The organism is Streptosporangium sp. 'caverna', from assembly GCF_003203775.1.
GTDB classification, from domain to species: Bacteria; Actinomycetota; Actinomycetes; order Streptosporangiales; family Streptosporangiaceae; genus Streptosporangium; species Streptosporangium subroseum.
The window spans coordinates 1,191,459-1,215,033 of sequence record NZ_CP029711.1 but is presented as its reverse complement, the minus strand read 5'-3'; the positions used below and the strand labels follow the sequence as shown (position 1 = coordinate 1,215,033).

Genomic DNA, 23,575 nt, shown 5'->3' with positions numbered 1-23,575 from the left:
CGGTCGTGGACCACCCTCCGTAGGTTCCGGGCCGCCCTCCGCCGGCATCGCCCGGGATCATTCGATCACCGTGCATCACGTCGTCTCGCACCGCGAACGGTTCACAGAGGTCCGAACCGGTATCCGAACCCGCGCACGGTCTGTATGTACCGGGGCTTGGACGGGACATCCTCGATCTTCGTCCGCAACCGTTGCACGCACGCGTCCACCAGCCGGGAGTCACCCAGGAAGTCGAGCTCCCAGACCGACTCCAGGAGCTGCTGGCGGCTGAACACCTGGCGGTAGGCCGCCGACAGCTCCAGCAGCAGCCGCAGCTCCATCGGCGGCAGGGTGATCGGGACGTCGCCCTTGGACACGGTGAGGGCGCCGCGATCGATCGTCAGGTCGCCGTGGATCTCCTGCCCGCTCGCGGGCCCCATCTCGGTCTCGGTCCCGGCCTCGGTCGCCGGGCCTCCGCGCCGCAGCACCGCGCGGATCCGCGCCTCCAGCACGCGTGGCCGTACCGGCTTGATCACGTAGTCGTCCGCCCCCGCCTCAAGACCGCTGACGACGTCGAGATCGTCGCCGCGGGCGGTGAGCATGACGATGGGTGTGGGTCCGCCGGCCCGGATCCGGCGGCACACCTCGAACCCGTCGATTCCGGGAAGCATCAGGTCGAGCACGACGATGTCCGCGGGAGCGGCGAGCAGCTGCCTCAGCCCGTCCTCACCCGTCCGCGCGACGTCGACCTCGTGCCCGTGCCTGCTGAGCGACAGGCGCAATCCTTCCCGTACGGACGGATCGTCCTCGATCAGCATCACTCTGGCCACCGTTCGAGTATCCGCTGTGGCCAGACCACTTCCCTACGATCCGGATATTCATTACACGCTCATGACATTCCGGTCATGACCAGCGGACATTGCCCTGGGAGCGTCGAGGCCGTTCCCAACCGACGACTTCTGTGCCCGGCGCGCATCGCCGGACCGTCTCCGCGATGCCGCCACTGAGGAGAATGCATGCGGTTCATCCGTACCGCCCTGACCGTGACGGCGCTCGGCGTCGCCGTGCTCACCATGGCCGGACCGGCCATGGCCGACGACACGAAGCCCGCCGCCGCGCCCCGACAGGTGTCGGCCACCGCCAAGCCCAGTCCGGTGCCGGCCCCCGCCCAGTCCAGCCGCCCGGCTCCGGCTCCGGTTCCCGCCGAGGCCGGCCCGGCACCGGCCCAGGACATCCCCAGGGGCGCTCCGGAGACCGGTGGAGGTCCCGGCGGGAGCCCTCTGGTTCCGTTGGGCGGAGCCCTTCTCGCCACGGGGGCCGGGATGGGCGCTCTGGTGCTGCGCCGCCGTGCGGGCACCCGAGCCTGACATGTCCGGAGTACGACTCGGCGGCCGCCACGCTCTGGGCGTGGCGGCCGCCGCCGCTCTGACCGGCGCGGTGTTCGTGGGCTGTGGGCTCCTGCCCCGGGAAGGCCCACCGGCTCCGCCGCCCGCTGCCGCGCAAGGCATGGCGGAGGCCGCGCGGACGAACTCTCCCCCGGCGACCCGTTCCCCTTCGGCACGTTCCTCTTCGACCCGTTCTCCTTCGGCTCGCTCCTCTTCGGCACGGTCCGATCCGACTGACACCGCTCGGTCCCATGTCTCCTCGACCGGCCCCGCTCTCGTACGGTCCGAGCCGCTTCACCTGGACATATCGAAGATCGGTGTCCACGTGCCCCTCGGCCGGCTCGGCCTCAACACGGACGGCACGGTGCAGGTTCCTCCGGTCGAGCGGCCCGAACAGGCAGGCTGGTACTCGCGCGGGGTGACTCCCGGAGAGCGTGGAGCGGCGGTGATCCTCGGGCACGTCGACGGCGGGGGGCGCAGGGGCGTCTTCTACGATCTCGGACGGATGCGCGGCGGGGACACCATCTCCGTCGGCCGCGCGGACGGCTCGGTCGCCACGTTCGTGGTCGAGTCGGTCGAGTCGGTGGCCAAGAGCAGCTTTCCCTCCCAGCGCGTGTACGGACCGCTCGACCATGCGGGCCTTCGCCTGGTGACCTGCGGTGGTGCGTTCGACCAACAGCGCGGCCACTACACGAACAACGTCATCGTCTACGCACGTCTCGCCTAGAAACTTGAGAATCCGGATCGGCAGAAGGTCGTCCACACCGCAACGACGTCGACGGTGATGCCGAGGTCGCGGAAGAGGATCTGTATGTCGATGCGGAGGGCTTCGCAGGTCCTTGCCGACGAGGACTCTGGCAGGAGTCCGCGAATCAGGAACATCGGAGCCGGGTCTTGCTCCAAGGCCCGTTCGAGCGATCGCCGCACTCACTGCCGGAGAACGTGAGGGCGAGCCCGGTGGTAACACCGCACTCACTGCCGGACAACGTGAGGGTGGGCGGTAGCACCGCATCCGCTGCCGGACAACGTGAGGGCGGGCCCGGTGGTAACACCGGGCCCGCCCTTGATCCTTGATGCCTGTCGCGACAATTCTCAGTGCCTGTCGCCGCGGTTGTGGTCACGGCGGTCGTGGTCGCGGCGGTCGTGGTCGCGGCGGTCGTGGTCGCGGTCGTAGTCGCGGTCGCGGTGGTTGCGGTCGTAGTGGTGGGAGCGGGCGTAATCGAAGGACACGGCCCTCCAGCCACCGTCGAACCACCGGTAGAAGCGGTGCCCGTCGAAGCGGTAGCGCTCGCCGCGGTTGGATGTGCTCACGGCCACGGTCTGGCTCGCGCTGACCGTGGCGGCCGAGACGGCCGCGGTGCTCGCGGTGGTCGCGGTGGCGGCCGAGGCGGCTCCGCCGGTGGAGGCGATGATGCCACCGGCGATCGCCAGAGTCGCGGCCGCCGTCGCCAGGCTTCGTGTGATCTTCATGTCATTTCCCCCTTGAGTGGTGCGCGCTGTTCTCAACGCGCATCCTCAAGCTAGATGGGTTAAATGTCCTTTTCTGCGTACAAAGTCACATATAAGCCCTAGTGCGCACTATGACACATAAATAGCCCTTTTCTCGCGCCTCGGTGACGTTGAGAAGGGCCGGCTACCGGAGGCCTCTGATCATCAGCCGGCCTTGCGCGCCGGGGAGGTGAGCCCGGCCACTGCGGCGACGACCTCCGACGCGTTGGACAGGTCGGGCAGGACCACGTCGGCACCGGCCTCGTGAAGCTCGGCCGGGAGGGAGCGCCCGGAGGCGACTCCGATCATCGCGGCCCCGGCGATCCTGGCGGCCTGGACGTCTCTGGCCGAGTCACCGATCATCACGGTGTTGCCGCCGTCGAAGATCCCGCCGTACTTCTGCCGGGCCCGGCCCTGCGCGACCTGGAGAAGGGTGGCCTTGGGGTAGACCTCCTCGCCGTAGCCACCGATCTCGAAGTCCACGTGCTTGTCCAGGCCGAAGGCCGTCAGCTTGTGTACGGCGTTGCTCCTGATCGTGCCGGTGAGCACCGACTGGACCACGCCGTCGAGTCTCGCCACGGCCTTCAACGCGTCCCGGGCCCCGGCCATCATGCGCCCGTCCTTGGACAATCGCCTGCGCCGGGCGGCGAAGGCCTCGGCCAGCGCGTCCAGGAACCTCGGGAGGTGGTCGTCGTCGGCGACGATCCCGTTGATGGCGAGCATCTCGTAGACGATCTCGGAGTCCGGGCGGCCGTTGTGCTGGCTCAGTTTCACCAGGGGCCGTCCGGTCACCTTGTGAAAGGCCTCCGCGTACGCCTCACGGGCGACGATGGACACGTCGACCAGGGTGAGATCGATGTTCCAGAGAACGAGGCGGCTAATTGTGGCCTCCCGGAATGGGTGCGGATGCCCAGGTTAGGGCTCAAATTGTCTTGGTTGTTGTTGTATGCGGGATCGGTACAGAACCAGGTATCCGTCAGAGCGGAACAGGCTCACGCCGATACGCACAGCCCAGGGCGGCGTGGAAGGACGGGAGCCGCCAGGGGACCTGTCCGGCATCCTGCCCCGGCGGGTCCCGGATATCCCGAAGGCCGGGACGGTTTGGCCGCCCCCTCCGGGCTTCCGACGCGGTTGGGGCCTCGCAGGCACGCCCTCGGCGGGTTATACAGGAGGTAAGACCGGCGATCCCGGGGTGATGCGCGTCAAGGGACGCACAGAGGAGCGCCAGATCGGAGGAGCACGATCATGGTTCTGTGAGCCTGAGGTGGGGGATGCCCACCACGGGCGTGGCGGCTGGTGTCAGCTCGGCAGTGCTGGCCACCCAGACGCTCACAACACCGATCATCGCGATCGCCCTCGGCGTCACCGCCGTGCTGGTGGTCCTGACCGCGGTCATCGCCTGCGTGGCGACGTTCTCGGAGATCCACGGCGAACGAGCGCTCAAGGTCCTCACACTGTTGATCGGACGCCCGGAGCCCGAGCCTCCCGAGGGAGGTGAGGCTCAGCTCGAATCCTGATCGTGAAAGGGCCGCCGGTCGAGCCTGCTCTCCGGTGGCCCTTCAACCGGCCCGCCGACCTCCCGGTCTCCTTCCGACCGATCCGCCGGTTCTCCGGTGACCCTTCAGCCGACCTGCCGACTTTCCAGCCCTTCCGACCCGCTGACCTTCCTGTCGCCCTCCGACCGATCCGCCGGCTCTCCGGTCGCCCTTCGGCCGGCCTCCGGACGGCGCTCTCAGGCGTGGTCGATCGCGTTCGCGAGGGTGTCGACGACCGGGACGCCGAACGCCTCCAGGTCGACCCGGCTGGTCATGCCACCGGTGTAGAGCACGGCCCGCGCCCCGACGTGCTGGGCGGCGAGCGCGTCGTCCACGCTGTCGCCGATCACGAGGATGTCGGCCGGGTCCACGCCGAGCGCCGCGATGTGGGCCACCATCGACTCGGCCTTGTGCCCGCCTGAGGGGGCGGGCTGTCCGTCGAGCACGGCGCGCAGCCCGTCGATCCGGGTGAAGTGCCGGTCGATGCCGAGCTCGGCGATCTTGACCACCAGCCGGTCGTGCATCCACATGGACAGCAGCGACTGCCTGCCGCCCGCTCTCTCCCAGCTCTGCAGCGTGGAGAGCGCGTCCGCCGCGAGACCGCACTCCAGCATCAGCCGGTGGTAGTTCTCGTGGAAACCGAGGTCGAGCTTCTCCCACTCACCCTCGAAGAGGGAGCGGCCGAGCATGCGCTCGTAGGCCTTCCAGATCGGGCGTGTGTAGACCGCGCGGAAGCCGTCCGCGTCATAGGAGCCCAGCCCGTAGGGCTCGAACACCGCGTTCGTCGCGCCGACAACGGCGTCGATGTCGTGAAAAAGTGTGCCGTTCCAGTCCCAAATAATGTGTCTCATATTGCCTCCAAGGGTAGCCAAACGCAGAGAATCGCCGCAAAGGGGATATGGGCACTCAGGCGAGGGGCGGGGGCCAGGGAGAGCGGGTGGGTCCTCCGGGGGATCTCTCAGGCGACCAGTTCGGGAATCTCCTGGGTGGCGTACCACAGGAGATCGTTCGCCTCGGCGCCGTCCACGACGAAGCGGGCGTCGTCGTCACCGCCGTCGGCCGCCGGCAGCGCGGCGATGGCCGCCTCGACGTCCTCCACCGCCGACAGATCGTCCACGTGAGCCGCGGCGATCTCCGCCAGCGGGATGGCCGCCGCGAGCCGTACCCGGGCGCGCTCTTCCAGGTCGGCGCCCATGCTCACATCGCCCTCCGGCACGTCGACGGCGATGACCACCCGGCGCGCGGCCACGTCCAGCCCGTCCGCGCGGTCGGCGGCGAGCATCCGCAGGGACGCTCTGGCCGCCTCGGTCAGGGCGACGTACTCCAGCTCCTCGGTGTCACCCGAGGCGTACCACTCGGTCAGGGCGGGGGTCACCGCGTAGCCGGTCAGCGGGGCCGGGCCGAGCTCCCCCACGGTGACCACACGGGCCAGCGCCGGGAGCGTACACGGCAGGTAGACGCGCATCCATGCCTCGATCTATCTCTTCCACATCGGCGCCGGTTCGGCGCCGATCACGCATCGAGTGTGCCAGTCCCGGAGACCTGGTCGCGAGCTTGGAGGCACGAAGCCCCGCGAGCCGGTCCGAGTACGACCGCCAGAGTGGGCAGCCCTCGACCCAGGAGCGGCCCTCGACCGGCTTCTGGAGCTCACCGCGCCGTGGGATGCCGGTGCCCCCGGAAGTGACCCTCGGCACGGGGGCGACCCTCAGCGGGAGGAGATCTTCACGGGCGGTCGTCAGCGCAGGGAGACGCCGAAGAGCTTCTCCAGCTCGGCGATGGTCAGCTCGGGGTCCCTGTGGTGCAGGCCGACGATGCCGAGCTCGCGGGCGGCCGTGATGTTGGCCTCGATGTCGTCGATGAACACGCACTCCTGCCCGGCCAGGCCGATCTTGCCGAGCGCGTGCTCGAAGATTCTCGGCTCCGGCTTCCGCATGCCGATCTCCCCGGAGATGACGACCTCGTCGAAGAAGTCCTCCCAGTCCTGCCGGGGATACTCGTTCGCCCAGGAGTTGGAGAGCAGGCAGGTCCGCAGCCCGGCGGCGCGGGCCTCGCGGAGCATGGCGTACATCGGCTCGACCCGCTGGAACCCGGCGAACATCCTGGTCAGCAGCCCCTCGGCGACCGGCGGCACCCCGTCCGTCGTGACCAGCCGGGCGGCCAGGCTCCGCTCGAAGTCGAACCCGGAGATCTCTCCCCGCTCCAGCGCGTGGATCGCGTTCTCGCCGTTCGCGGAACCCTCGTAGGCCTGCATGATGAGATCCCGCATCACGGCCCGGTAGTGGTCGGCGTCGAGCCGTTCGGCCACGACCCACTCCGCGATCGCATCGGACAGACCGGTGGTGAGCACGCCACCCCAGTCGATGAGCACACCCTTGAGCATCTCGTCTCCTCGCCCGAACCCGCTTCCAGGCCCCGAACCGTCTGTCTCCCGCCGAAACCCGTTCCAGGTTAGGCGTAGCCGACGAACAGCCGAAAAGGGGCACGGACTCAACGAGCCTCTACGGGGATGAGCTGGGCGATCGTCCCAGTCCGTACGGCCGCCGCCTGCCCGGGCGGCGGCCGTACCGAACTCAGGGTGCTCGCGCGGTGGCGAGCCGGGCAATCGTCCCGGCTCGTACGGGCGGCAACCGTATGGAACTCAGCATCCTCACGCGGTGATGAGCCGGGCAATGCTCGGACGGCGGCCGTACCGAACTCAGCGGGCTCGCGCGGTGATGAGCTGGGCGACCTTTTGGTGCTCGGCCGAGCGCAGCACCCGCGTGGCCTCGGCCGGGTCGGCGACCGGGGTCTTCTCCAGCAGACCTCGGTCGGCCTTCAGCTTCAGCAGCCGCCGGACGGACTGGTCGAGCCGCTCGTCGGAGATCTTCCCTGACTTCACCGCGGCCAGCACCGCCTGGTACGCCTCGGGATAGTCCGGCGGCATCAGCAGCAGGTCCACCCCGGCCTGGATGGCCCGCACGGCGATCTCCCCGTCGCTGTACTTCTTGCGCACACCCGCCATGTCCAGCGCGTCGGTCGAGACGACCCCGTCGAATCCGAGCTTGTCGCGGAGCAGCCCGGTCAGGATCGGCTTGGAGAGCGTGGCCGGGTCACCCGACGGGTCGAGCTTGGGCATGACGACGTGCGCGCTCATGATCGCGTCTACGCCCTTGTCGATGGCCGCGGCGAACGGCGGCGCGTCCAGCTTGTTCCACTGGGACCGGGAGTGCTGGATCACCGGCAGGCCGGTGTGGCTGTCCACGTTGGTGTCGCCGTGGCCGGGGAAGTGCTTGGCCGTGGCGGTGATCCCGGCGTCGTGGAAGCCGCTGACCGCGGCGGCGACCATCGAGGCGACCTTCTGCGGGTCCGAGCCGTACGCCCGGGGCCCGATCACCGGGTTGCGCGGGTTGATGTTCACGTCGGCGACCGGGGCGAAGTCGAGGTTGATGCCGAGGGCGAGCAGCTCGGTGCCCGTCACCTTGGCGGCCTTCCGGGCCAGCGAGATGTCGCCGGTGGAACCGATGGTCGAGGCTCCGGGAAGCTTGGTGACCAGTGGCGCGAGCCGGGAGACCTGACCGTTCTCCTGGTCGGCGCCGATCAGGAGCGGAATCTCCGGCGACGCCTTCTGCAGCCCGTTGGTCAGAGCGACGATCTGCTTGACGTTTTTGACGTTGTCCGCCCAGGGGAACAGGATCACCCCGCCCGGCCGGTATTTCGCGATCATCTTGGCCGGCGTGCCCACGCCGTACCGCGCCTGGTTCTCCCCCGACACCGTGTCGGACGCCGGGCCGTACAGCACGGGCATGAAGAGCTGCCCGACCTTCTCCTCCATGCTCAGCCCCGCGAGCGCCCCCTCCACGGCCCCCTTGACCCCGGAGGGCTTGGAGGTCGCGGGCGCCGCGTCCGCCGCGGGCGCGTCCGGGGCGGCGCTAGCGGGGGCGCCGGCCTGGCCTCCGGCGGGCGAGAGGGGGGCGGGGGCCGCCACCCCCGGCCCGGCGCAACCGGCCGCCACCGATGCTGCCACCACGATCACTGCGAGACCAGTCGTACGCATGCACCGAGCCATGGCCCTAACGCTATCCGCGCGACGGACCCGATGCTGCGATCTTCTCGCGACAGTGACCGGGAACGACGGGAACTCGGACCCGGTGGGCCGGACCCATCGGGTCCGACGGATCCGATCCTCACCGTGACGGTGACCATCGCCACGACCGCGGAGAACCGGCCCCGCCAGGCCGGACGGGTCCGATCCTCACCGTGACGGTGACCAAAACCACGACCACGCAGAACCGAACCCGCCAGGCCTGACCCTCACCATGACAGCGACCAAAACCACGACCGCGCAGAACCGAACCTGGCAGGTCCGACCCTCATCATGGCCGTGACCGATGCCACGACCGCCCAGAACCGGACCCGCCAGGTCCGACCCTCACCATGACGGCGACCGGGGCGCCGGTCTCAGAGAGCCAGACCCGCCAGGCCGGGCAGGTGCGAACGCGCCGCGGTGCGTGCCTCCTGCGGGGAGGTCGCGGCCCGTGCGGCCTGGGCGGCGAGCACGCACTGCTCGCGGTCGTGACGCGACAGCGCGGCCCGTACGGCGGGCAGCGCGGGAGGGGCCATCGACAGCGAGGTGACACCGAGCCCGACCAGCACGCAGGCGAGGACCGGGTCGCCCGCGGCCTCGCCGCACACCCCGCAGGGCTTGCCGCGCCCGCCCGCCCCCGCCGCGGCCAGCGCGATCAGGTCGAGCAGGGCCGGCTGCCAGGCGTCCTGCAGCATGGTCAGCGCTCCCAGCTGGCGGTCGGCGGCGAAGGTGTACTGAGCCAGGTCGTTGGTGCCGATGGAGAAGAAGTCCGCCTCGGCGGCCAGGTCGGAGGCGCGCAGGGCGGCCGACGGGATCTCGATCATCACGCCCGCCGACGGCAGCCCCGCGTCACCGCACGCGGCCACGAACCAGGCGGCCTCCTCTGCGGTGGCCACCATCGGCGCCATCACCTGGAGCCTGGCCGACGACTGCGCCGCGGCCCTGGCCAGGGCGCCGAGCTGCTCGTTCATGATTTCCGGATTTAATTTGAAAAGTCGCAATCCGCGTTCGCCCAGTGCAGGGTTCGGCTCCTCCCCCCTCGACGGCAGGAAGGCGAGCGGCTTGTCCGCTCCCGCGTCGAGGGTCCGCACGATCACCCGGCCGCCGGGGAAGGCGTTCAGCACCTCCAGGTAGGCGCTCTCCTGCTCCTGTCCGGAAGGCGCCGTGGCCCGGTCGAGGAAGAGGAACTCGGTCCGGTAGAGCCCGATCCCCTCCGCCCCGTGTTCGAGCGCGGAGGCCACGTCACCCGGCCCGCCGATGTTGGCCAGCAGCGGCACCGCGTGCCCGTCGGAGGTCGCTCCCGGGCCACTGGCGGCCGCCAGGACGGCCTTCCTCGCCGCGGCGGCGTTTGTCACCTCGGCCACTTCGGCATCCGAGGGTGCGGGCCGTACGAGGCCGGAGGACCCGTCCACCAGCACCGGCGTGCCCGGCTCGATCGAGGTGGCCCCCGGGCAGGCGACGACGGCCGGCACCCCCATCGCACGGGCGAGGATCGCGGTGTGGCTGGTCGGCCCGCCCTGCTCGATGACAAAGGCCGCCACCACGTCTCTGGACAGCATCGCGGTGTCGGCGGGCGCCAGGTCGCGGGCGATGAGAACGTACGGCCGCGCTGTGTGGTCGGCGTGATCGGCGTGGTCGGGCACGCCCGGCATCCGCAGGCCTTCGAGCACCGCGACGGCCCGGTCCCTGACGTCGTCCAGGTCGGCGACGCGCTCGCCGAGATATCCCCCGGCCCCGGCGAGCAGCTCCCGATACCTGCCGAACGCCTCGTAGACCGCGCGGGCGGCGGTGGCGCCCGCGTCGTCGATCAGTACGGCCACCTCGACGGCCAGGCCGGGATCGCGCGCCATCATGGCCTGGGCGTTCAGGATCTCCCTGGCCTCGCCGCCCGCCCGGATCCCCCGTGCTTCCAGGTCGGCGGCGACCTGCTCCAGCGCCCGCGTCGCCCTGTCCCGCTCCGCCCCGGCGTCCCCGCCGTGGCGGGCGTCCGGCGCGGGAACGAGGTTCTCCGGGACGGCGAGGACATAGGCGGGGCCGAAACCGATCCCCGGGCTCACACCTACCCCCGTAAGCGTGTTCACGGAGCGGATGCGATGCCGGCGAGCTGGTCCAGAAGTTCGTCGGCCCCCTCGCCCTCGGCCCTGATCACCACGCTGTCGCCCTGCCGGACGTCGAGTGCCAGGACCGCGAGAATGCTCTTGCCGTTCACCGGCTGGCCGCTGCCCTTCGCGATGGTGACGTCCAGCGACGCCTTGGCCGCGGTCTGTACGAACGTCGCCGCGGGGCGGGCGTGCAGACCGACTTCGGCCTTGACGATTACTTGGCGCTCGGCCACGTGTTCCTCCTGCGAGAAATCGACCCGGCGGTCTAGACCGCCGGGCTCATTTGCTGGTCAACGGGGGCCACTCGACCCCCGTCAGGTCCGCGACCACGAGATCGGCCTCAGTCAGCTCGGTGCCCGCGTGGGTGGTTGCCACACCTACGCACGCCATACCGGCCGCCTTGGCCGCCGTGATCCCGGCGATCGAATCTTCAAAAACCACACAGTGCGCCGGATCGAGCAGAAAACGGGCCGCGGCCAGCAGGAACCCCTCCGGGTCCGGCTTTCCCACGGTCACGTCCTCGGCGGACACCACCGTCCTGATCAGGTCGCGGATCCCGACCTGGGCGAGGCGTTCCTCCGCCCAGTCCCGGGAGGCGGAGGTGACGACCGCTATCGGCGAGCCGTACGCCGCGACCCTGCGGACCAGGTCGGCGGCGCCCGGCACCGGCACGATGTCGGGCAGGCCGGGATGATCCTGGAAGGAGAAGACCTCGGTGATCAGGTCGGAGATCTGCTTACCGGGAAAGAGGTGGGCCCTCTCGGCCAGAACGTCCCGCCCGCGCCGCCCCATGAACCCGCGCAGCACGACATCGTCGTGGGCGACCCCGTGGTTGTCGAGCAGCATCGCCCACATGGCCAGGCTCCGCCGCTCACTGTTGATCAGCGTCCCGTCGAGATCGAAAAGCGCCGCCTTCATGGTCGCGCCCGATTCCAGGTCCTCGCCGCTCACGTCACGTCCCGTCCGTCCCGCCGTGCCCCGGCGCCCTCACCGGGCCTCACCGTCGGATCCGGTGCTCGCCTCGGCGTCACACACCGTACTCGCCCCGAAAATCCCGCCGGTCCGGCGGGCTGTCTTCCGGGCCCGGTCGCGTCCCGCGCCCCTTCCAACTCGAAACACCCGCTGGAAATGCCCGCCCGAAAATCATGCCCACTCGAAAAGCTCGTCCCCCGCCTTCACCGCGCCCTCGGCGACCCCGACCACCGCTCCGGCGACCGCGTCCAGCGCCACGACCGGGCAGACCGGGGAGCGTCCGCCCGCCTCGATCCCCGCGGGATCCCAGGCCACCACGGGCTGGCCCGCGCTCACCCGGTCCCCCTCGGCCGCCAGCAACTCGAAGCCCTCGCCCCTGAGCTGCACCGTGTCGATACCCAGGTGGACGAGGACTCCCCTGCCGTCATCGCCGACGACGACAAACGCGTGCGGATGCAGCTTGACGATCGTGCCCGCGATGGGAGAGATCACCCGGCCCGGCTCCCTGTCCGGTTCGATCGCCATTCCGGGCCCGACCAGACCTTCCGAGAACACCGGGTCGGGCACCGACCTGAGCCCCATGGCCGCCCCCGCCACCGGGGCCAGAACTGTGGTCATCGCACCCCCTTGGCATGTCCTCGCCCCCTGGCCGTCTTCGTCCCACGGCCGTCCCCATCCGGGTGGACGGGGACGGCCGTGGCCGGCTCAGCCGATGATGTCCTCGATGTCGCTGGCGATCGTGTCCGCCTCGGGGCCGACCACCACCTGGACGACGTTGCCCGCGGCCATCACCCCGTGCGCACCGGCTGCCTTGAGCGCCGCCTGATCGACCTTGGAGGCGTCGCGCACCTCGGTGCGGAGCCGGGTGATGCACGGTTCGATCTCGATGATGTTGCTCGCACCACCGAGTCCAGCGATGATCGCGTCAGCATCAGCCGCCATGTCGGCCTCCAGTCGTAATCGGTCATGTTCGCAGAGCCACGACCAGGCTAAACGACTCCGGACGATCAGTCGGTCTGAGTCACCTTGTTGAGACCTCGGGGCGCGTCGGGGTCGATGCCCAGCCTGCGGGCGAGGGCCTCGGTCAGCAGCTGCCCGGGGACGATGAGCCCCAGCGGGGCGACCCATTCGGGGAGGTCGGGGCCGTTCAGCGCGGCGGTGGAGACCCTGGAGAGAGCGGGGCCGCCGCCGACGGTGAAGGCTGAGGCGCCCGCACCGGTGACCCGCTCGGCGAGCGCCACGGTGCCGGCCAGGGTCGGGCCCTCGCCGGCCGCGACCAGGATGGCCGGGGTGTCGGCGTCGACCACGGCGATCGGGCCGTGCAGGAGGTCTGCGTAGGACAGGCCCATGGCGTGCAGGTAGCACGCCTCCTTGAGCTTGAGCGCGACTTCGAGCGCGGTGGAGAAGGCCAGGCCGCGGCCGGAGACCACGACGCCCGGCTTGTCCGCCAGCCCCTCGACGATCGCCTCCAGGTCGCCCGGGTCCGTGATCAGCTTCTCGACGGCGTCCGGCACGCGCTGCAGGTCGTCGGCGTTGACGTCCGCGCCCAGGCCGAGGCCGAGCACGGCCAGCGCGGCGAGCTGGGTGGTGTAGGTCTTGGTGGCCGGAACGGCCTTCTCCTCCCCCGCGAGCGTGCACAGGGCGAGGTCCGCGACCTGCGCCAGAGGGCTCTGCTCGCCGCCGTTGGTGATGGCCACGGTCCTGGCCCCGCAGTCCTTGGCCCAGGCGAGGGTCTCGACGATCTCCTCGGTCCTGCCCGACTGGGAGAGCGCGACGGCCAGCACGCCGTCGAGGTCCAGCCTGCGCTTGTACGTCGTGGCGATGGAGGGGGCGGCGAGGGTGGACAGGCGGCCCGTGTGGGCCTCAGCCAGGTAGCGGCCGTAGACTGCGGCGTTGTCAGAGGTGCCACGGGCGATGAACAACAGCTGACGAGTCTGCCCCGCGAGCCGCTCCACCTCCCCGACCCTGGGAAGAAGGGCGTCCAGCGTGGCTCGCAACGCAGCAGGCTGCTCGGCGATCTCGCTGCGCATCTTGGTCGTCATCTGGGCTCATCCTTTGGTTCGAACGGACGAGACCGGGCCGTTATCCATCCGTCGCCGGTCCGTACATTGACACTCTTTTCCGGCCTGTGGTCTAGTCCGGACTAGACCAGTACGAACCATAACTCATCAGTACATCTCAGATCGAGAGGAGAGGATCCCGTGGCCCAGATCGATCCGGACAGTCCGGTGCCGAAGTACTTCCAGCTTCGGGAGATCCTGCTCGACCTCATCGAGAGCAACGAGCTGACGATCGGCACCGCGATCCCGTCTGAGCGCGAACTCTGCCAGCGCTTCGGCCTGTCCCGTATGACGGTACGGCAGGCGGTCGACCACCTGGTCTCCGAGGGCAGGCTGCAGCGTGTCGCGGGCAAGGGCACCTTCGTGGCCCGCCCCAAGATAGAGATGGCCCTGCGGCTGACCTCCTTCAGCGACGAGATGCGTGCCCGGGGCATGGAGCCCGGCTCCCGCGACCTGGACCGCCGGGTGGTCAGGGCCAGCGCGCACCTCGCCAGGGAGCTCGGCATCCAGCCCGGAGACGAGGTGCACTTCATCGAACGGCTGCGGACCGCGGCCGACGAGCCCATGTGCATCGAGCGGGCCCACATCCCCGTCTCCCTCGCGCCCGACCTCGACACCCACGACCTGACGGGCCGTTCCCTCTACGCCCTGCTCGAGACCCGCTACGGCCTGGTGCTCGACGCGGGTGAGCTCACCATCGACGGCGGCATCGCCGATCCCGGCGACGCCGACCTGCTGAAGCTGTCGCGTGGCGGAGCGGTGCTGCTGCTCCAGCGGCGTTCCTTCGCCGGAGGCGTCTGCGCGGAACTCGGGGTCTCCACCTACCGCGCCGACCGCTATCAGCTCCGTACGATCCTGGAGATACCGACCCGCCGCACCTGATCCCTCCCCCACCGCCGCCGAAAGCATCGAACCCCCGGCCGGACCTTCCCACCCCTCGAAGGCATCGGCTCCCTTCTCTCCCGCCCTCGAAGGCATCGGCTCCCTCGCCCCTCAACCGGACCTTTCCGCTCCTCCAGTGCCTCGGCCCCCGCCCCAACCGGGCCTTCCGCCCTCGAAGGCATGGGCCCCCGCCCCCGATCGGACCTTCTCGTCCTCAGAAGGCACCTGGCCTCGCTCCCCCGAGGGCTCCTGGCCTATCCTTCTCCCACCTTCGAAGGCACCTGACCTCCTCCCTCCCCCACCCACTGGAGGAAAGTCCGATGAGTCCCCCCTCAGCGGACGCGGGTCTTCCCGCCGCGTCCCCGCCTGGATTCGCCGTGATGAGCGTGCTCCAGCGCCTGGGACGCTCCCTCATGCTGCCGATCGCGGTCCTGCCCGCCGCGGGCCTGCTACTCCGGCTCGGCCAGGACGACCTCGTGGGCCGGACCGACAACGCCCTGCTCGACAACGTGGCCCACGTCCTCGGCACCGCGGGGGGAACGCTCTTCGACAACCTCCCCATCCTGTTCGCGATCGGGGTGGCGATCGGGTTCGCCCGCAAGGCCGACGGCTCCACCGCGCTCGCCGCGCTCGCCGGTTACCTGGTCTTCCACGCCGTCAGCATGACCATGTTCTTCAACCTGTTCGACGACAAGCTGAAGAAGTCGATCACCACGGAGGTGTTCAACGCGGCTCACCCCGGCGTCCCCGACGTGGTGCTCAACCTCGGGGCGCAGAATCCGACGCGGGTGCTCGGCGGCATCGTCATGGGCCTCGTCTCCGCGATGCTCTGGCAGCGGTTCTACCGCACCAAACTGCCGACCTGGCTGGCCTTCTTCAGCGGCCGCCGCCTCGTGCCGATCCTCACCGCCTTCACCGGGCTGGTCCTCGGCGTGGTCTTCGGCTTCATCTGGCCGATCATCGGTGGATGGCTCCGCGCCTTCGGCACCTGGCTCGCCGAGAACAGCGTCGTCGGCGCCGGGATCTACGGCATGGTCAACCGCGCGCTGCTCCCGCTGGGCCTGCATCACATCGTCAACAACGTGATCTGGACCCAGGTGCCCGAGTGCGTGGTCGACGGCAAGCAGCTCGCCGGCGACCTGGTCTGCTTCAACCACGGCGCCATGGGCTACGGGGGTTTCGAGGCCGGGCTGTACCCGGTCCTCATGTTCGGCCTGCCCGCCGCGGCCATCGCCATCTGGCGGGCCGCACCGCCGCACCGCCGTACCGCGGTCGGCTCGATCATGATCTCCGCCGCGCTCACCGCGTTCCTCACCGGGATCACCGAGCCGATCGAGTTCGCCTTCATCTTCGTGGCCCCGATGCTGTTCGTGGTCCACATCGTCCTGACCGGCATCTCCCTCGCGATCGCCTCCGCCCTGGGCGCCAAACTCGCCTTCAGCTTCTCCTCGGGACTGATCGACCTCGTCCTGTACGGCACCGCCCCCAACGCCCAGGGCGTTCCGATCATCATCGTGATGGGCCTGATCTACTCGGTGATCTACTACGCCGGATTCAGCTTCCTGATCAGGAAGCTGAACATCATGACCCCCGGCCGGGAACCCGAGCCCGACGTCGAGTCCGGCACGTCGGCCACCCCTCCGCCCGCCGCACCGGACTCCCCTCCGCCCGCCACGCCGGCCACCGCTCCGCCCGCCGCACCACCTGTCACACCGCACGCCCCTCCGCCTGCCACGCCGGCCACCGCTCCGCCCGTCACGCCGGCCTGAACGGCTCGCGCGGCAGGAGGCCGCCTCGCCGCCGTTCCCCTGTGCTTGTGCATCCGTCACGCCGGGTGATAGACACCCATCCATCCCCCGCGCCTGACGACAAGCGGGGGCCCCGGGATGAGCACGGCAGCGGTAGGGCGCGGGCCGTCCGCGTGGTCGTCGGTCTTCGGGGTTCTCCAGCGGGTCGGGCGCTCCCTGACGATGCCGATCGCGGTGCTGCCCGCCGCCGGGCTCCTGCTCAGAGTCGGCCAGGAGGATCTGCTCGGCCGGACCGACAACGCCTTCCTCGACCAGGTGGCGAGCGTCTTCGCCGCCGCGGGCGGCGCCCTGTTCGACAACCTGCCGCTGCTGTTCGCGATCGGCGTCGCGATCGGGTTCGCCCGCAGGTCCGACGGCTCCACCGCGCTCGCCGCGCTGGTCGGCTACCTCGTCTTCGACCGGGTCGCCAGGACCCTGTTCTTCGCCGCCCCGGCCGGTTCCGCGGTCTACAAGAAGGTCGCGCTGACCGTCGTGGGTCCCGGCGGGCAACCCACCCCCTACCTCGACCTCGGCACGCAGAACCCCACGGGGGTCCTGGGTGGCATCGTCATCGGCATCGTCACCGCCCTGCTCTGGGGGCGGTACCACCGGATCAGGCTTCCCTCCTGGCTCGCCTTCTTCGGCGGCCGCAGGTTCGTCCCGATCATCACCGCCGTCGTCGCGCTGCTCCTCGGCGTGGTCTTCGGCCTGGTCTGGCGGCCGATCGGAGACTGGCTGGTCACGATGGGCGACTGGCTGTCCCTCCACGGCACCGTCGGCGCGGGCGTCTACGGCGTGGCCAACCGCCTGCTCATCCCGATCGGCCTGCACCACTTCCTGAACACGATCGTCTGGTTCACCCTCCCCGCGTGCAGGGCCGGTGTCGACGGTGCCACCAGAGACGCCACGGGTGACCTGAACTGCTACTTCGCGGGTCAGGACGGCGCCGGCATCTTCATGACCGGCTTCTTCCCCGTGATGATGTTCGGCCTGGTCGGGGCCGCCCTCGCGATCTGGCGGGCCGCCCCGCCCCACAGGCGCACGACCGTCGGCGGCCTCATGCTCTCGGCCGGTCTCACCTCCTTCGTCACCGGCATCACCGAGCCGATCGAGTTCGCCTTCATCTTCGTGGCACCCGCGCTGCTGGCGGTGCACGCCCTGCTCACCGGGCTGTCGATGGCCCTGATGGCAGAGCTGGGAGCCCGGCTCGGGTTCACCTTCTCCGGGGGTGCCATCGACATGCTGCTCAACGCGGGCAAATCCAACACCCACAGACTCGGCCTGATCATCGGCTTCGGACTGGTCTACTTCGTCGTCTACTACCTGGTCTTCACGATTTTGATCAGGAAGCTGAACCTCGCCACCCCCGGTCGCGAGCCCGGGGAGACCGACGCCTCGTCCGGCACGGCCGGCGCCGGCGGACCGCCCACCGGTCCGCAGAGGGGATCCGAAGGATTAGGAAACGGGAGGGGAAACGGCCCGGACACCGGGCCGTCCGGCTCCTGAGCACAATTCGGGCATCGGGCTACCTGACCCCCGAGCACGCCTCGCCTGGCCCCTGAAGACGATCAGGTCATCGGGCCGCCCGATTCCCGAACATGCTCCCGGCAGCGGGCCGCCCGGCTCCGGAGCGATATTTCGGCTGTCCGCCGGAGACCACGACTTAGGCCGGAATCCGTTCCCCCACGGATGCGAACCGCTCCAACCCGAGGTCACTTTCTCTTCCCAACCGGGCGAAGCGGCCGGAAATTCGAGGAAGTTGGCGGGCGACGTATCTGGACAGGGAGCCGGAAACTCCTAGAGGTGTCAGATTTCGCCGACCACCATCGGAGTTGCCATGTCGCCCCTTCCACGGCCGTTACCGCTCCCCCGGATCGCGCCGTTCCCCTCGGCCGAGCCGCCCTACGACGACGACCGTCCGGCCAGGGACGTCCCCGCCGCCCCGCCGTACATCCAGGGGGCGCTCGCCCTCGCCTTCGAGCCTGAGCCGAGCGAGCCCCAGGTCCAGCGCCCGTTGATCTGGGGACCGCCGGGCGCGGTCCCCGACGAGCGGCGGCTACGGGCCCTCGCGCAGGCCGTCGCCGAGATCCTGTCCGGCAGGCGCCCGCCTTCGAGCGTCTCCTGCCACATGACCAACCGAGCCCACGCCGAGCTGGTACGGAGCGGGAAGATCATCAACTCCGTGCACCCGCTGCGGGCAGGCAGGCTCCACGTGTCGCAGCCCGAGGACGGAGTGGTGGAGATGTGCGTCCTGGTGCACGGCGACGACCGGTCGAGGGTGCTGGCGCTGAGGCTGGAGCGCCGGGGCGTGCAGTGGCTGTGCACCGACTTCGAGACGACGCCCGACCGCACGCCGCGCCGGCCCTGACCGCGCACAGTGCCGGACCGCGCCGGACCACACATCGGGCCGGATCCGCGCCCGACCTCGCACCGGATCGAATCGCACCGGCCCCGATGCCGGACCGTACCGGGCGGACGCCGTGCCGGAGCGCGCCAGGCGGACGCCATGCCGGGCGAAGACCGGATCGGCCGCCGGATGGGGACCATCGTGAAAAGCCGGAGGGCCCGCACATTGTGCGGGCCCTCCGGTCAGCGATCAGACCTCGACGTGCTTGGGGTCGCCGTGGCAGCGCTTGTACTTCTTACCCGAGCCGCAGGGGCACGGGGCGTTGCGCTCGACGTTGCCGTACGCGTCGCGCTCGGCCTTGGTGCTCACCCGGGTGTGCTCCACCTCGCCGCTCTCACCAGGTGCGGTGTACTGCAGCTCGGCGGGACGATCCGGGCCGCGCAGACCGCGGGCGATGATCGAACGGGTCTCCGCGATCGACGCGTCCTCATCGGCGTGATCGTGGGCGTGGTCGTGCTCCTCGACGATCGGGTTGCTCTGTACCTCGACCTCGAGGTTGAACAGGTAACCGACCGACTCCTCCTTGATGCCCTCGAGCATCTGGGCGAACATCTCGAAGCCCTCGCGCTGATATTCGATCAGCGGGTCGCGCTGCGCCATCGCGCGCAGGCCGATGCCCTCCTGGAGATAGTCCATCTCGTAGAGGTGCTCGCGCCACTTGCGGTCCAGGACCGACAGGATGACCCTGCGCTCCAGCTCGCGCATGGCCTCGGCGCCGAGCTCCTCCTCGCGATGGTCGTAGGCGGCCATCGCGTCGGCCTTCACCCGCTCGCCGAGCATCTCGGCGGTGAGGTCCTCGCGACCGCCGGCCTCCTCGATGAGCCCGCCGACGGTGAGGGTGATCGGGTAGAGCAGGCCGAGCGCCTTCCACAGCTTGTCGAGATCCCACTCCTCGGCGAAGCCCTCGGCCGTGGCACCCGCGACGTATTCGTCGATCACGTCGTTGATGAAGCCGCGGATCTGCTCGTGCAGGTCCGCGCCCTCCAGCACCTGGTGACGCTCGGCGTAGATCACCTTGCGCTGGCGGTTCATGACCTCGTCGTACTTCAGAACGTTCTTGCGGATCTCGAAGTTCTGCTGCTCGACCTGGTGCTGGGCGGAGGCGATGGCCTTGGAGACGATGCCCGACTCGATCGGGACGTCATCCGGGATGTTCAGGCGCGTCATGATCATCTCGACCCTGGCCGAGTTGAACAGGCGCATGAGGTCGTCTTCGAGCGAGAGGTAGAAACGCGACTCGCCCGGGTCACCCTGGCGTCCGGACCGGCCGCGGAGCTGGTTGTCGATGCGCCGCGACTCGTGCCGCTCGGTGCCCAGGACGTAGAGGCCGCCGAGCTCGGTGACCTCGTCGTGCTCGGCCTGCACCGCCGTACGGGCCTTCTCGAGCGCCTCGCCCCAGGCCTTGTCGTACTCCTCCGGAGTCTCGGCCGGATCGAGGCCGCGACTGCGCAGCTCCAGGTCGGCACGGAAGTCGGGGTTGCCGCCGAGCATGATGTCGGTGCCTCGACCGGCCATGTTGGTGGCCACGGTGACCGCGTGCTTACGGCCCGCCTCGGCGATGATCGCCGCCTCACGCGCGTGGTTCTTGGCGTTGAGGACCTCGTGCTGGATGCCCCTGCGCTTGAGCTCCTTGGACAGGCGCTCGGACTTCGCCACGCTCGTGGTGCCGATCAGGACCGGCTGGCCCCGGTCGTAGCGCTCCTTGATGTCCTCGGCGACCGCCTGGAACTTGGCGTCCTCGCTCTTGTAGACCACATCGGCCTGGTCCTTGCGGATCATCGGCATGTTGGTCGGGATCGGGACGACGCCCAGCTTGTAGGTCTGGTGGAACTCGTTGGCCTCGGTGGCCGCCGTACCGGTCATGCCGGAGAGCGTCTCGTAGAGACGGAAGTAGTTCTGGAGCGTGATCGTGGCGAGAGTCTGGTTCTCGTCCTTGATCTTGACGGCTTCCTTCGCCTCGATGGCCTGGTGCATGCCCTCGTTGTAACGGCGCCCGTGCAGGACTCGACCGGTGAACTCGTCGACGATCAGGACCTCACCGTCGACGACGATGTAGTCCTTGTCCTTCTTGTAGAGCTCCTTGGCCTTCAACGCGTTGTTGAGATAGCCGACCAGGTGGGTGTGCTCGGGCTTGTAGAGGTTGTCGATGCCGAGCCAGTCCTCGACCTTCTCCACGCCCGACTCGAAGATGCCGACGGTGCGCTTCTTCTCGTCGACGACGTAGTCGCCGGTGTTCTCCTCGCCGTCCTTGCCCTCGGTGCCCTTGCGGAGACGGGGGACGATCTTGGCGAACTCGGCGTACCACTTGCCGGACTGCTCTCCGGGACCGGAGATGATCAGCGGCGTCCTGGCCTCGTCGATGAGGATCGAGTCGACCTCGTCGACGACGGCGAAGTGGTGGCCGCGCTGGACGCACTCCTCCAGCGACCAGGCCATGTTGTCGCGCAGGTAGTCGAAGCCGAACTCGTTGTTCGTGCCGTAGGTGATGTCCGCGTTGTACTGCTTGCGGCGCTCGTCGGGCGGCATGTTCGCCAGGATCACGCCGACCTCGAGACCGAGGAAGCGGTGGATCCGGCCCATGTCGTCGCCGTCACGCTTGGCGAGGTAGTCGTTTGTCGTGATGACATGGACGCCCTTGCCGGCGAGGGCGTTGAGGTAGGTGGGCAACGTACACGTGAGGGTCTTGCCCTCACCGGTGCGCATCTCGGCGATGTTGCCCATGTGCAGGTTGGCCCCACCCATGATCTGCACGTCGTAGGGGCGCTTGCTCAGCACGCGCCGGGAGGCCTCGCGAACGGTGGCGAAGGCCTCGGGAAGCAGGTCGTCGAGGGACTCGCCGTCGGCGTAACGCTGCTTGTATTCGGCGGTGAGCGCGCGGAGCTCGGCGTCGGTCAGGCTCGTGAAGTCGTCTTCAATGGAGTTGACCTGGTCGGCGATCCGCTTGAGCTTACGCAGAAGCTTGCCTTCGCCTGCGCGAAGAATCTTATCGAGAAAGGCTGGCACTTTAGGTAAAGCTCCTCGCAGGTCTTCCACGGCCGGACGGGCCCGGTTGAGGACGAGACATGGTTCTCCGCTGCCATCGTAGGCGGTTCCGCCACCAGACACAGCCACCCTGAAAGACGCTCTTGCCGTCCATAGAGTTCCTTGCCCTCTTCTTTGAGAGAGTACGGGCAGATTCAGGGGGTATGACTCCTTTATCACGCCCGCGATGAAATCGACACGCGGGCGTGTCGCTGTGCCGAAGAGGAGACGCCGTCGTGGCCGACGACACTTACGACGACACACAGCAGGCCGGACACGGGGGCAGGGCCTCGTCCTGGCTGGCGGTGACCGTGATCCTGATGGGCTTCGCCATCGGAGGGGTCGCCCTCTGCCTGGGCCCCAACTGGTTCCTGTTCTGGATGGGCGCGATCGTCTGCGCCCTGGGCGGGATCCTCCTTCTGACCTTCCGGGTCTTCCATGATGTCGTTCTCGACGCCCCCCGAACGCCGTACAGCAAGAGCCATGGAGGCATACTCGACCAATAGCCAGGAAGAGTGACGAATCGTGATATTTACCTCATCTGGGCAGCAGAGACCCGGCACCCACACACCTGCATAGCGTTTTTGTCGGTGTGGCGCGTTAGCCTCGGCGTCATGCAGATGTTCTGTTTCCTCCCGAGGCGGTCATGACGCTCACCCTCTCCGCCGACGAGGCCCGCCGCATCGTCCTGCGCGCCCAGGGGTTTCTGGGCGCCGAGGCCCGCCGCGGCGGTGCGCCCGCGACCCTGCGCCGCCTGGGCGCCGTCCAGCTCGACACGATCTCCGTCCTGGCTCGCTCCCACGAGCTCGTCGCGTACGCCCGCCTCGGCGCCGTCGGCAGGGAGAAGATCGAGCGGGCATATTGGGACGACCCGGCCGCCGCCTTCGAATACTGGTGTCACGCCGCCTGCATCCTGCCGATCGACGACTGGCCCCTGTACGCCTTCAGGCGCAGGCATTTCCGCGACAGGAAATACCGCTGGCACGAGCTGCCCGACAGCGTCGACAAGATCCTGGAGCAGGTCCGCGAGAGCGGCCCCATCACCACCGCCGACCTCGGCGGCGCCAAGAAGGGCGGTCCCTGGTGGGACTGGTCCGACGCGAAGATCGCCATCGAGTGGCTGCTGGACACCGGTGACGTCGTCTGCACCCGCCGCGTCGGCTGGCGCCGCGTCTACGACCTGGCCGAGCGCGCGGTCCCCGAGCATCTCCTGGCCGAAGAGCTCTCCGACGCCGAGTGCGTCATCCGCCTGATCCGGATCGCCGGGCGCGCCCTCGGCGTGGCCACCCGCGCCGACCTCGTCGACTTCCTCCGGCTGAAGGCTCCCCAGGCGCTCCTGCTCGACCAGTGCCTGCTCGAGGGCACCGGCGGGCTCGTCCCTGTCCAGGTCTCCGGATGGCCCGACCGCGGGGCCGCCGGAGCCGCCGGAGCCGCCGGAGCCGCCGGAGCCGCCGGAGCCACTGCCTGGGCCGACCCCGTCGCGCTGGAGACCGAGCCCCGGGGCCGTCACCGCACGACCCTGCTCTCCCCGTTCGACTCCCTGGTCTGGGACCGCGCCCGCACCGCCCGCGTGTTCGGGTTCAACCACCGTCTTGAGGCGTACGTCCCCAAGGAGAAGCGTGTCCACGGTTACTTCACCATGCCGGTCCTGGCCGGGGGCCGGCTGATCGGCAGGGTCGATCCGGCCCGCGAGGGCTCCACCCTCGTCGGCCGCCAGGTCAGCCTCGAGGCCGGCGTCAACCAGCGCAAGGGCGCCGAGTCACTGGCCGACGCCCTCTGGGAGGCCGCCGCCTGGGTCGGCTGTGACAGCGTCCGCGTGGACCGGGTGGATCCTCAGCTGTCGGTGTCGCTGCAGCAGGCTCTGGCCCGCTGATCCTCAGGCCCCGGGTGCGGT

23 protein-coding genes are annotated in these 23,575 nt (G+C 69.5%); 9 read left to right on the top strand and 14 right to left on the bottom strand.

Going from position 1 to position 23,575, the window contains the following annotated elements:
* Positions 1-101 precede the first annotated feature (101 nt).
* Positions 102-809 (bottom strand): response regulator transcription factor, encoded by a 708-nt coding sequence (locus DKM19_RS05585; protein WP_110694778.1) that lies wholly within the window; start codon positions 807-809, stop codon positions 102-104.
* 186 nt (positions 810-995) lie between these two features.
* Between DKM19_RS05585 and DKM19_RS05580 the strand changes: the two genes are divergently transcribed.
* Positions 996-1,346, top strand: a complete 351-nt coding sequence (locus DKM19_RS05580; RefSeq protein WP_110694777.1) for a Tat pathway signal sequence domain protein — start codon at positions 996-998, stop codon at positions 1,344-1,346.
* Position 1,347: 1 nt separating this feature from the next.
* Positions 1,348-2,091 carry a class F sortase gene (locus tag DKM19_RS52900; protein ID WP_369988088.1) on the top strand — a complete coding sequence of 248 codons (744 nt, stop codon included), beginning with the start codon at positions 1,348-1,350 and terminating at the stop codon, positions 2,089-2,091.
* A gap of 365 nt (positions 2,092-2,456) precedes the next feature.
* Here the strand turns inward: DKM19_RS52900 and DKM19_RS49300 are convergent, their stop codons facing one another.
* On the bottom strand, positions 2,457-2,834 hold the full coding sequence (locus tag DKM19_RS49300) for a hypothetical protein (RefSeq protein WP_162641141.1): 378 nt from the start codon (positions 2,832-2,834) through the stop codon (positions 2,457-2,459).
* Positions 2,835-3,017: 183 nt separating this feature from the next.
* A complete protein-coding gene (locus DKM19_RS05565) occupies positions 3,018-3,734 on the bottom strand; it encodes an HAD family hydrolase (RefSeq protein WP_110694776.1) in 717 nt (238 codons plus the stop codon).
* A gap of 389 nt (positions 3,735-4,123) precedes the next feature.
* Between DKM19_RS05565 and DKM19_RS05560 the strand changes: the two genes are divergently transcribed.
* Positions 4,124-4,369 (top strand): hypothetical protein, encoded by a 246-nt coding sequence (locus DKM19_RS05560; protein WP_110694775.1) that lies wholly within the window; start codon positions 4,124-4,126, stop codon positions 4,367-4,369.
* 215 nt (positions 4,370-4,584) lie between these two features.
* Here the strand turns inward: DKM19_RS05560 and DKM19_RS05555 are convergent, their stop codons facing one another.
* The 10 genes from DKM19_RS05555 to DKM19_RS05510 form a co-directional block, all read right to left on the bottom strand.
* On the bottom strand, positions 4,585-5,238 hold the full coding sequence (locus DKM19_RS05555) for an HAD family hydrolase (protein ID WP_110694774.1): 654 nt from the start codon (positions 5,236-5,238) through the stop codon (positions 4,585-4,587).
* Positions 5,239-5,345: 107 nt separating this feature from the next.
* Entirely contained in the window at positions 5,346-5,852 is a 507-nt protein-coding gene (locus DKM19_RS05550; RefSeq protein ID WP_110694773.1) for a hypothetical protein, read from the bottom strand.
* A 270-nt stretch (positions 5,853-6,122) separates the two neighbouring features.
* Positions 6,123-6,767, bottom strand: coding sequence for an HAD family phosphatase (locus DKM19_RS05545; protein WP_110694772.1), 645 nt, complete (start codon positions 6,765-6,767; stop codon positions 6,123-6,125).
* Positions 6,768-7,082: 315 nt separating this feature from the next.
* Positions 7,083-8,420 carry a beta-N-acetylhexosaminidase gene (gene nagZ / locus DKM19_RS05540; RefSeq protein ID WP_239514100.1) on the bottom strand — a complete coding sequence of 446 codons (1,338 nt, stop codon included), beginning with the start codon at positions 8,418-8,420 and terminating at the stop codon, positions 7,083-7,085.
* A 404-nt stretch (positions 8,421-8,824) separates the two neighbouring features.
* Complete coding sequence (gene ptsP, locus DKM19_RS05535; RefSeq protein ID WP_110694771.1) at positions 8,825-10,531, bottom strand: phosphoenolpyruvate--protein phosphotransferase; 1,707 nt, start codon at positions 10,529-10,531, stop codon at positions 8,825-8,827.
* Positions 10,528-10,785: an HPr family phosphocarrier protein gene (locus DKM19_RS05530; RefSeq protein ID WP_089212389.1), complete on the bottom strand. Its 258-nt coding sequence runs from the start codon at positions 10,783-10,785 to the stop codon at positions 10,528-10,530. The genes ptsP and DKM19_RS05530 overlap by 4 nt, the downstream gene beginning before the upstream one ends.
* A gap of 46 nt (positions 10,786-10,831) precedes the next feature.
* Positions 10,832-11,503, bottom strand: coding sequence for an HAD family phosphatase (locus DKM19_RS05525; RefSeq protein WP_239514098.1), 672 nt, complete (start codon positions 11,501-11,503; stop codon positions 10,832-10,834).
* A gap of 192 nt (positions 11,504-11,695) precedes the next feature.
* The gene (locus DKM19_RS05520; protein ID WP_110694770.1) at positions 11,696-12,142 is read right to left on the bottom strand and encodes a PTS glucose transporter subunit IIA; all 447 of its coding nucleotides are present in this window, start codon (positions 12,140-12,142) and stop codon (positions 11,696-11,698) included.
* Between the two features lie 87 nt (positions 12,143-12,229).
* Positions 12,230-12,466 (bottom strand): glucose PTS transporter subunit EIIB, encoded by a 237-nt coding sequence (locus DKM19_RS05515; protein WP_110694769.1) that lies wholly within the window; start codon positions 12,464-12,466, stop codon positions 12,230-12,232.
* Between the two features lie 65 nt (positions 12,467-12,531).
* Positions 12,532-13,566, bottom strand: coding sequence for an SIS domain-containing protein (locus tag DKM19_RS05510; RefSeq protein WP_110694768.1), 1,035 nt, complete (start codon positions 13,564-13,566; stop codon positions 12,532-12,534).
* 159 nt (positions 13,567-13,725) lie between these two features.
* Here DKM19_RS05510 and DKM19_RS05505 point away from each other — a divergent pair, with 159 nt between their 5' ends.
* The 4 genes from DKM19_RS05505 to DKM19_RS05490 all read left to right on the top strand — a co-directional run bounded on the left by DKM19_RS05505 (position 13,726) and on the right by DKM19_RS05490 (position 18,621).
* Positions 13,726-14,466 carry a GntR family transcriptional regulator gene (locus DKM19_RS05505; protein ID WP_089212393.1) on the top strand — a complete coding sequence of 247 codons (741 nt, stop codon included), beginning with the start codon at positions 13,726-13,728 and terminating at the stop codon, positions 14,464-14,466.
* Positions 14,467-14,786: 320 nt separating this feature from the next.
* Entirely contained in the window at positions 14,787-16,235 is a 1,449-nt protein-coding gene (locus DKM19_RS05500; protein ID WP_239514097.1) for a PTS transporter subunit EIIC, read from the top strand.
* A 117-nt stretch (positions 16,236-16,352) separates the two neighbouring features.
* Entirely contained in the window at positions 16,353-17,759 is a 1,407-nt protein-coding gene (locus tag DKM19_RS05495) for a PTS transporter subunit EIIC (RefSeq protein ID WP_110694767.1), read from the top strand.
* Positions 17,760-18,090: 331 nt separating this feature from the next.
* Positions 18,091-18,621 carry an Rv3235 family protein gene (locus DKM19_RS05490; protein WP_110694766.1) on the top strand — a complete coding sequence of 177 codons (531 nt, stop codon included), beginning with the start codon at positions 18,091-18,093 and terminating at the stop codon, positions 18,619-18,621.
* Between the two features lie 228 nt (positions 18,622-18,849).
* On the opposite strand, the gene secA is transcribed toward DKM19_RS05490, so the two are convergent.
* Positions 18,850-21,663, bottom strand: coding sequence for a preprotein translocase subunit SecA (gene secA, locus DKM19_RS05485; protein ID WP_110694765.1), 2,814 nt, complete (start codon positions 21,661-21,663; stop codon positions 18,850-18,852).
* Positions 21,664-21,917: 254 nt separating this feature from the next.
* Between secA and DKM19_RS05480 the strand changes: the two genes are divergently transcribed.
* On the top strand, positions 21,918-22,187 hold the full coding sequence (locus tag DKM19_RS05480; protein WP_110694764.1) for an HGxxPAAW family protein: 270 nt from the start codon (positions 21,918-21,920) through the stop codon (positions 22,185-22,187).
* A 140-nt stretch (positions 22,188-22,327) separates the two neighbouring features.
* Positions 22,328-23,554, top strand: coding sequence for a winged helix-turn-helix domain-containing protein (locus tag DKM19_RS05475; protein WP_110694763.1), 1,227 nt, complete (start codon positions 22,328-22,330; stop codon positions 23,552-23,554).
* Positions 23,555-23,575: the final 21 nt, after the last annotated feature.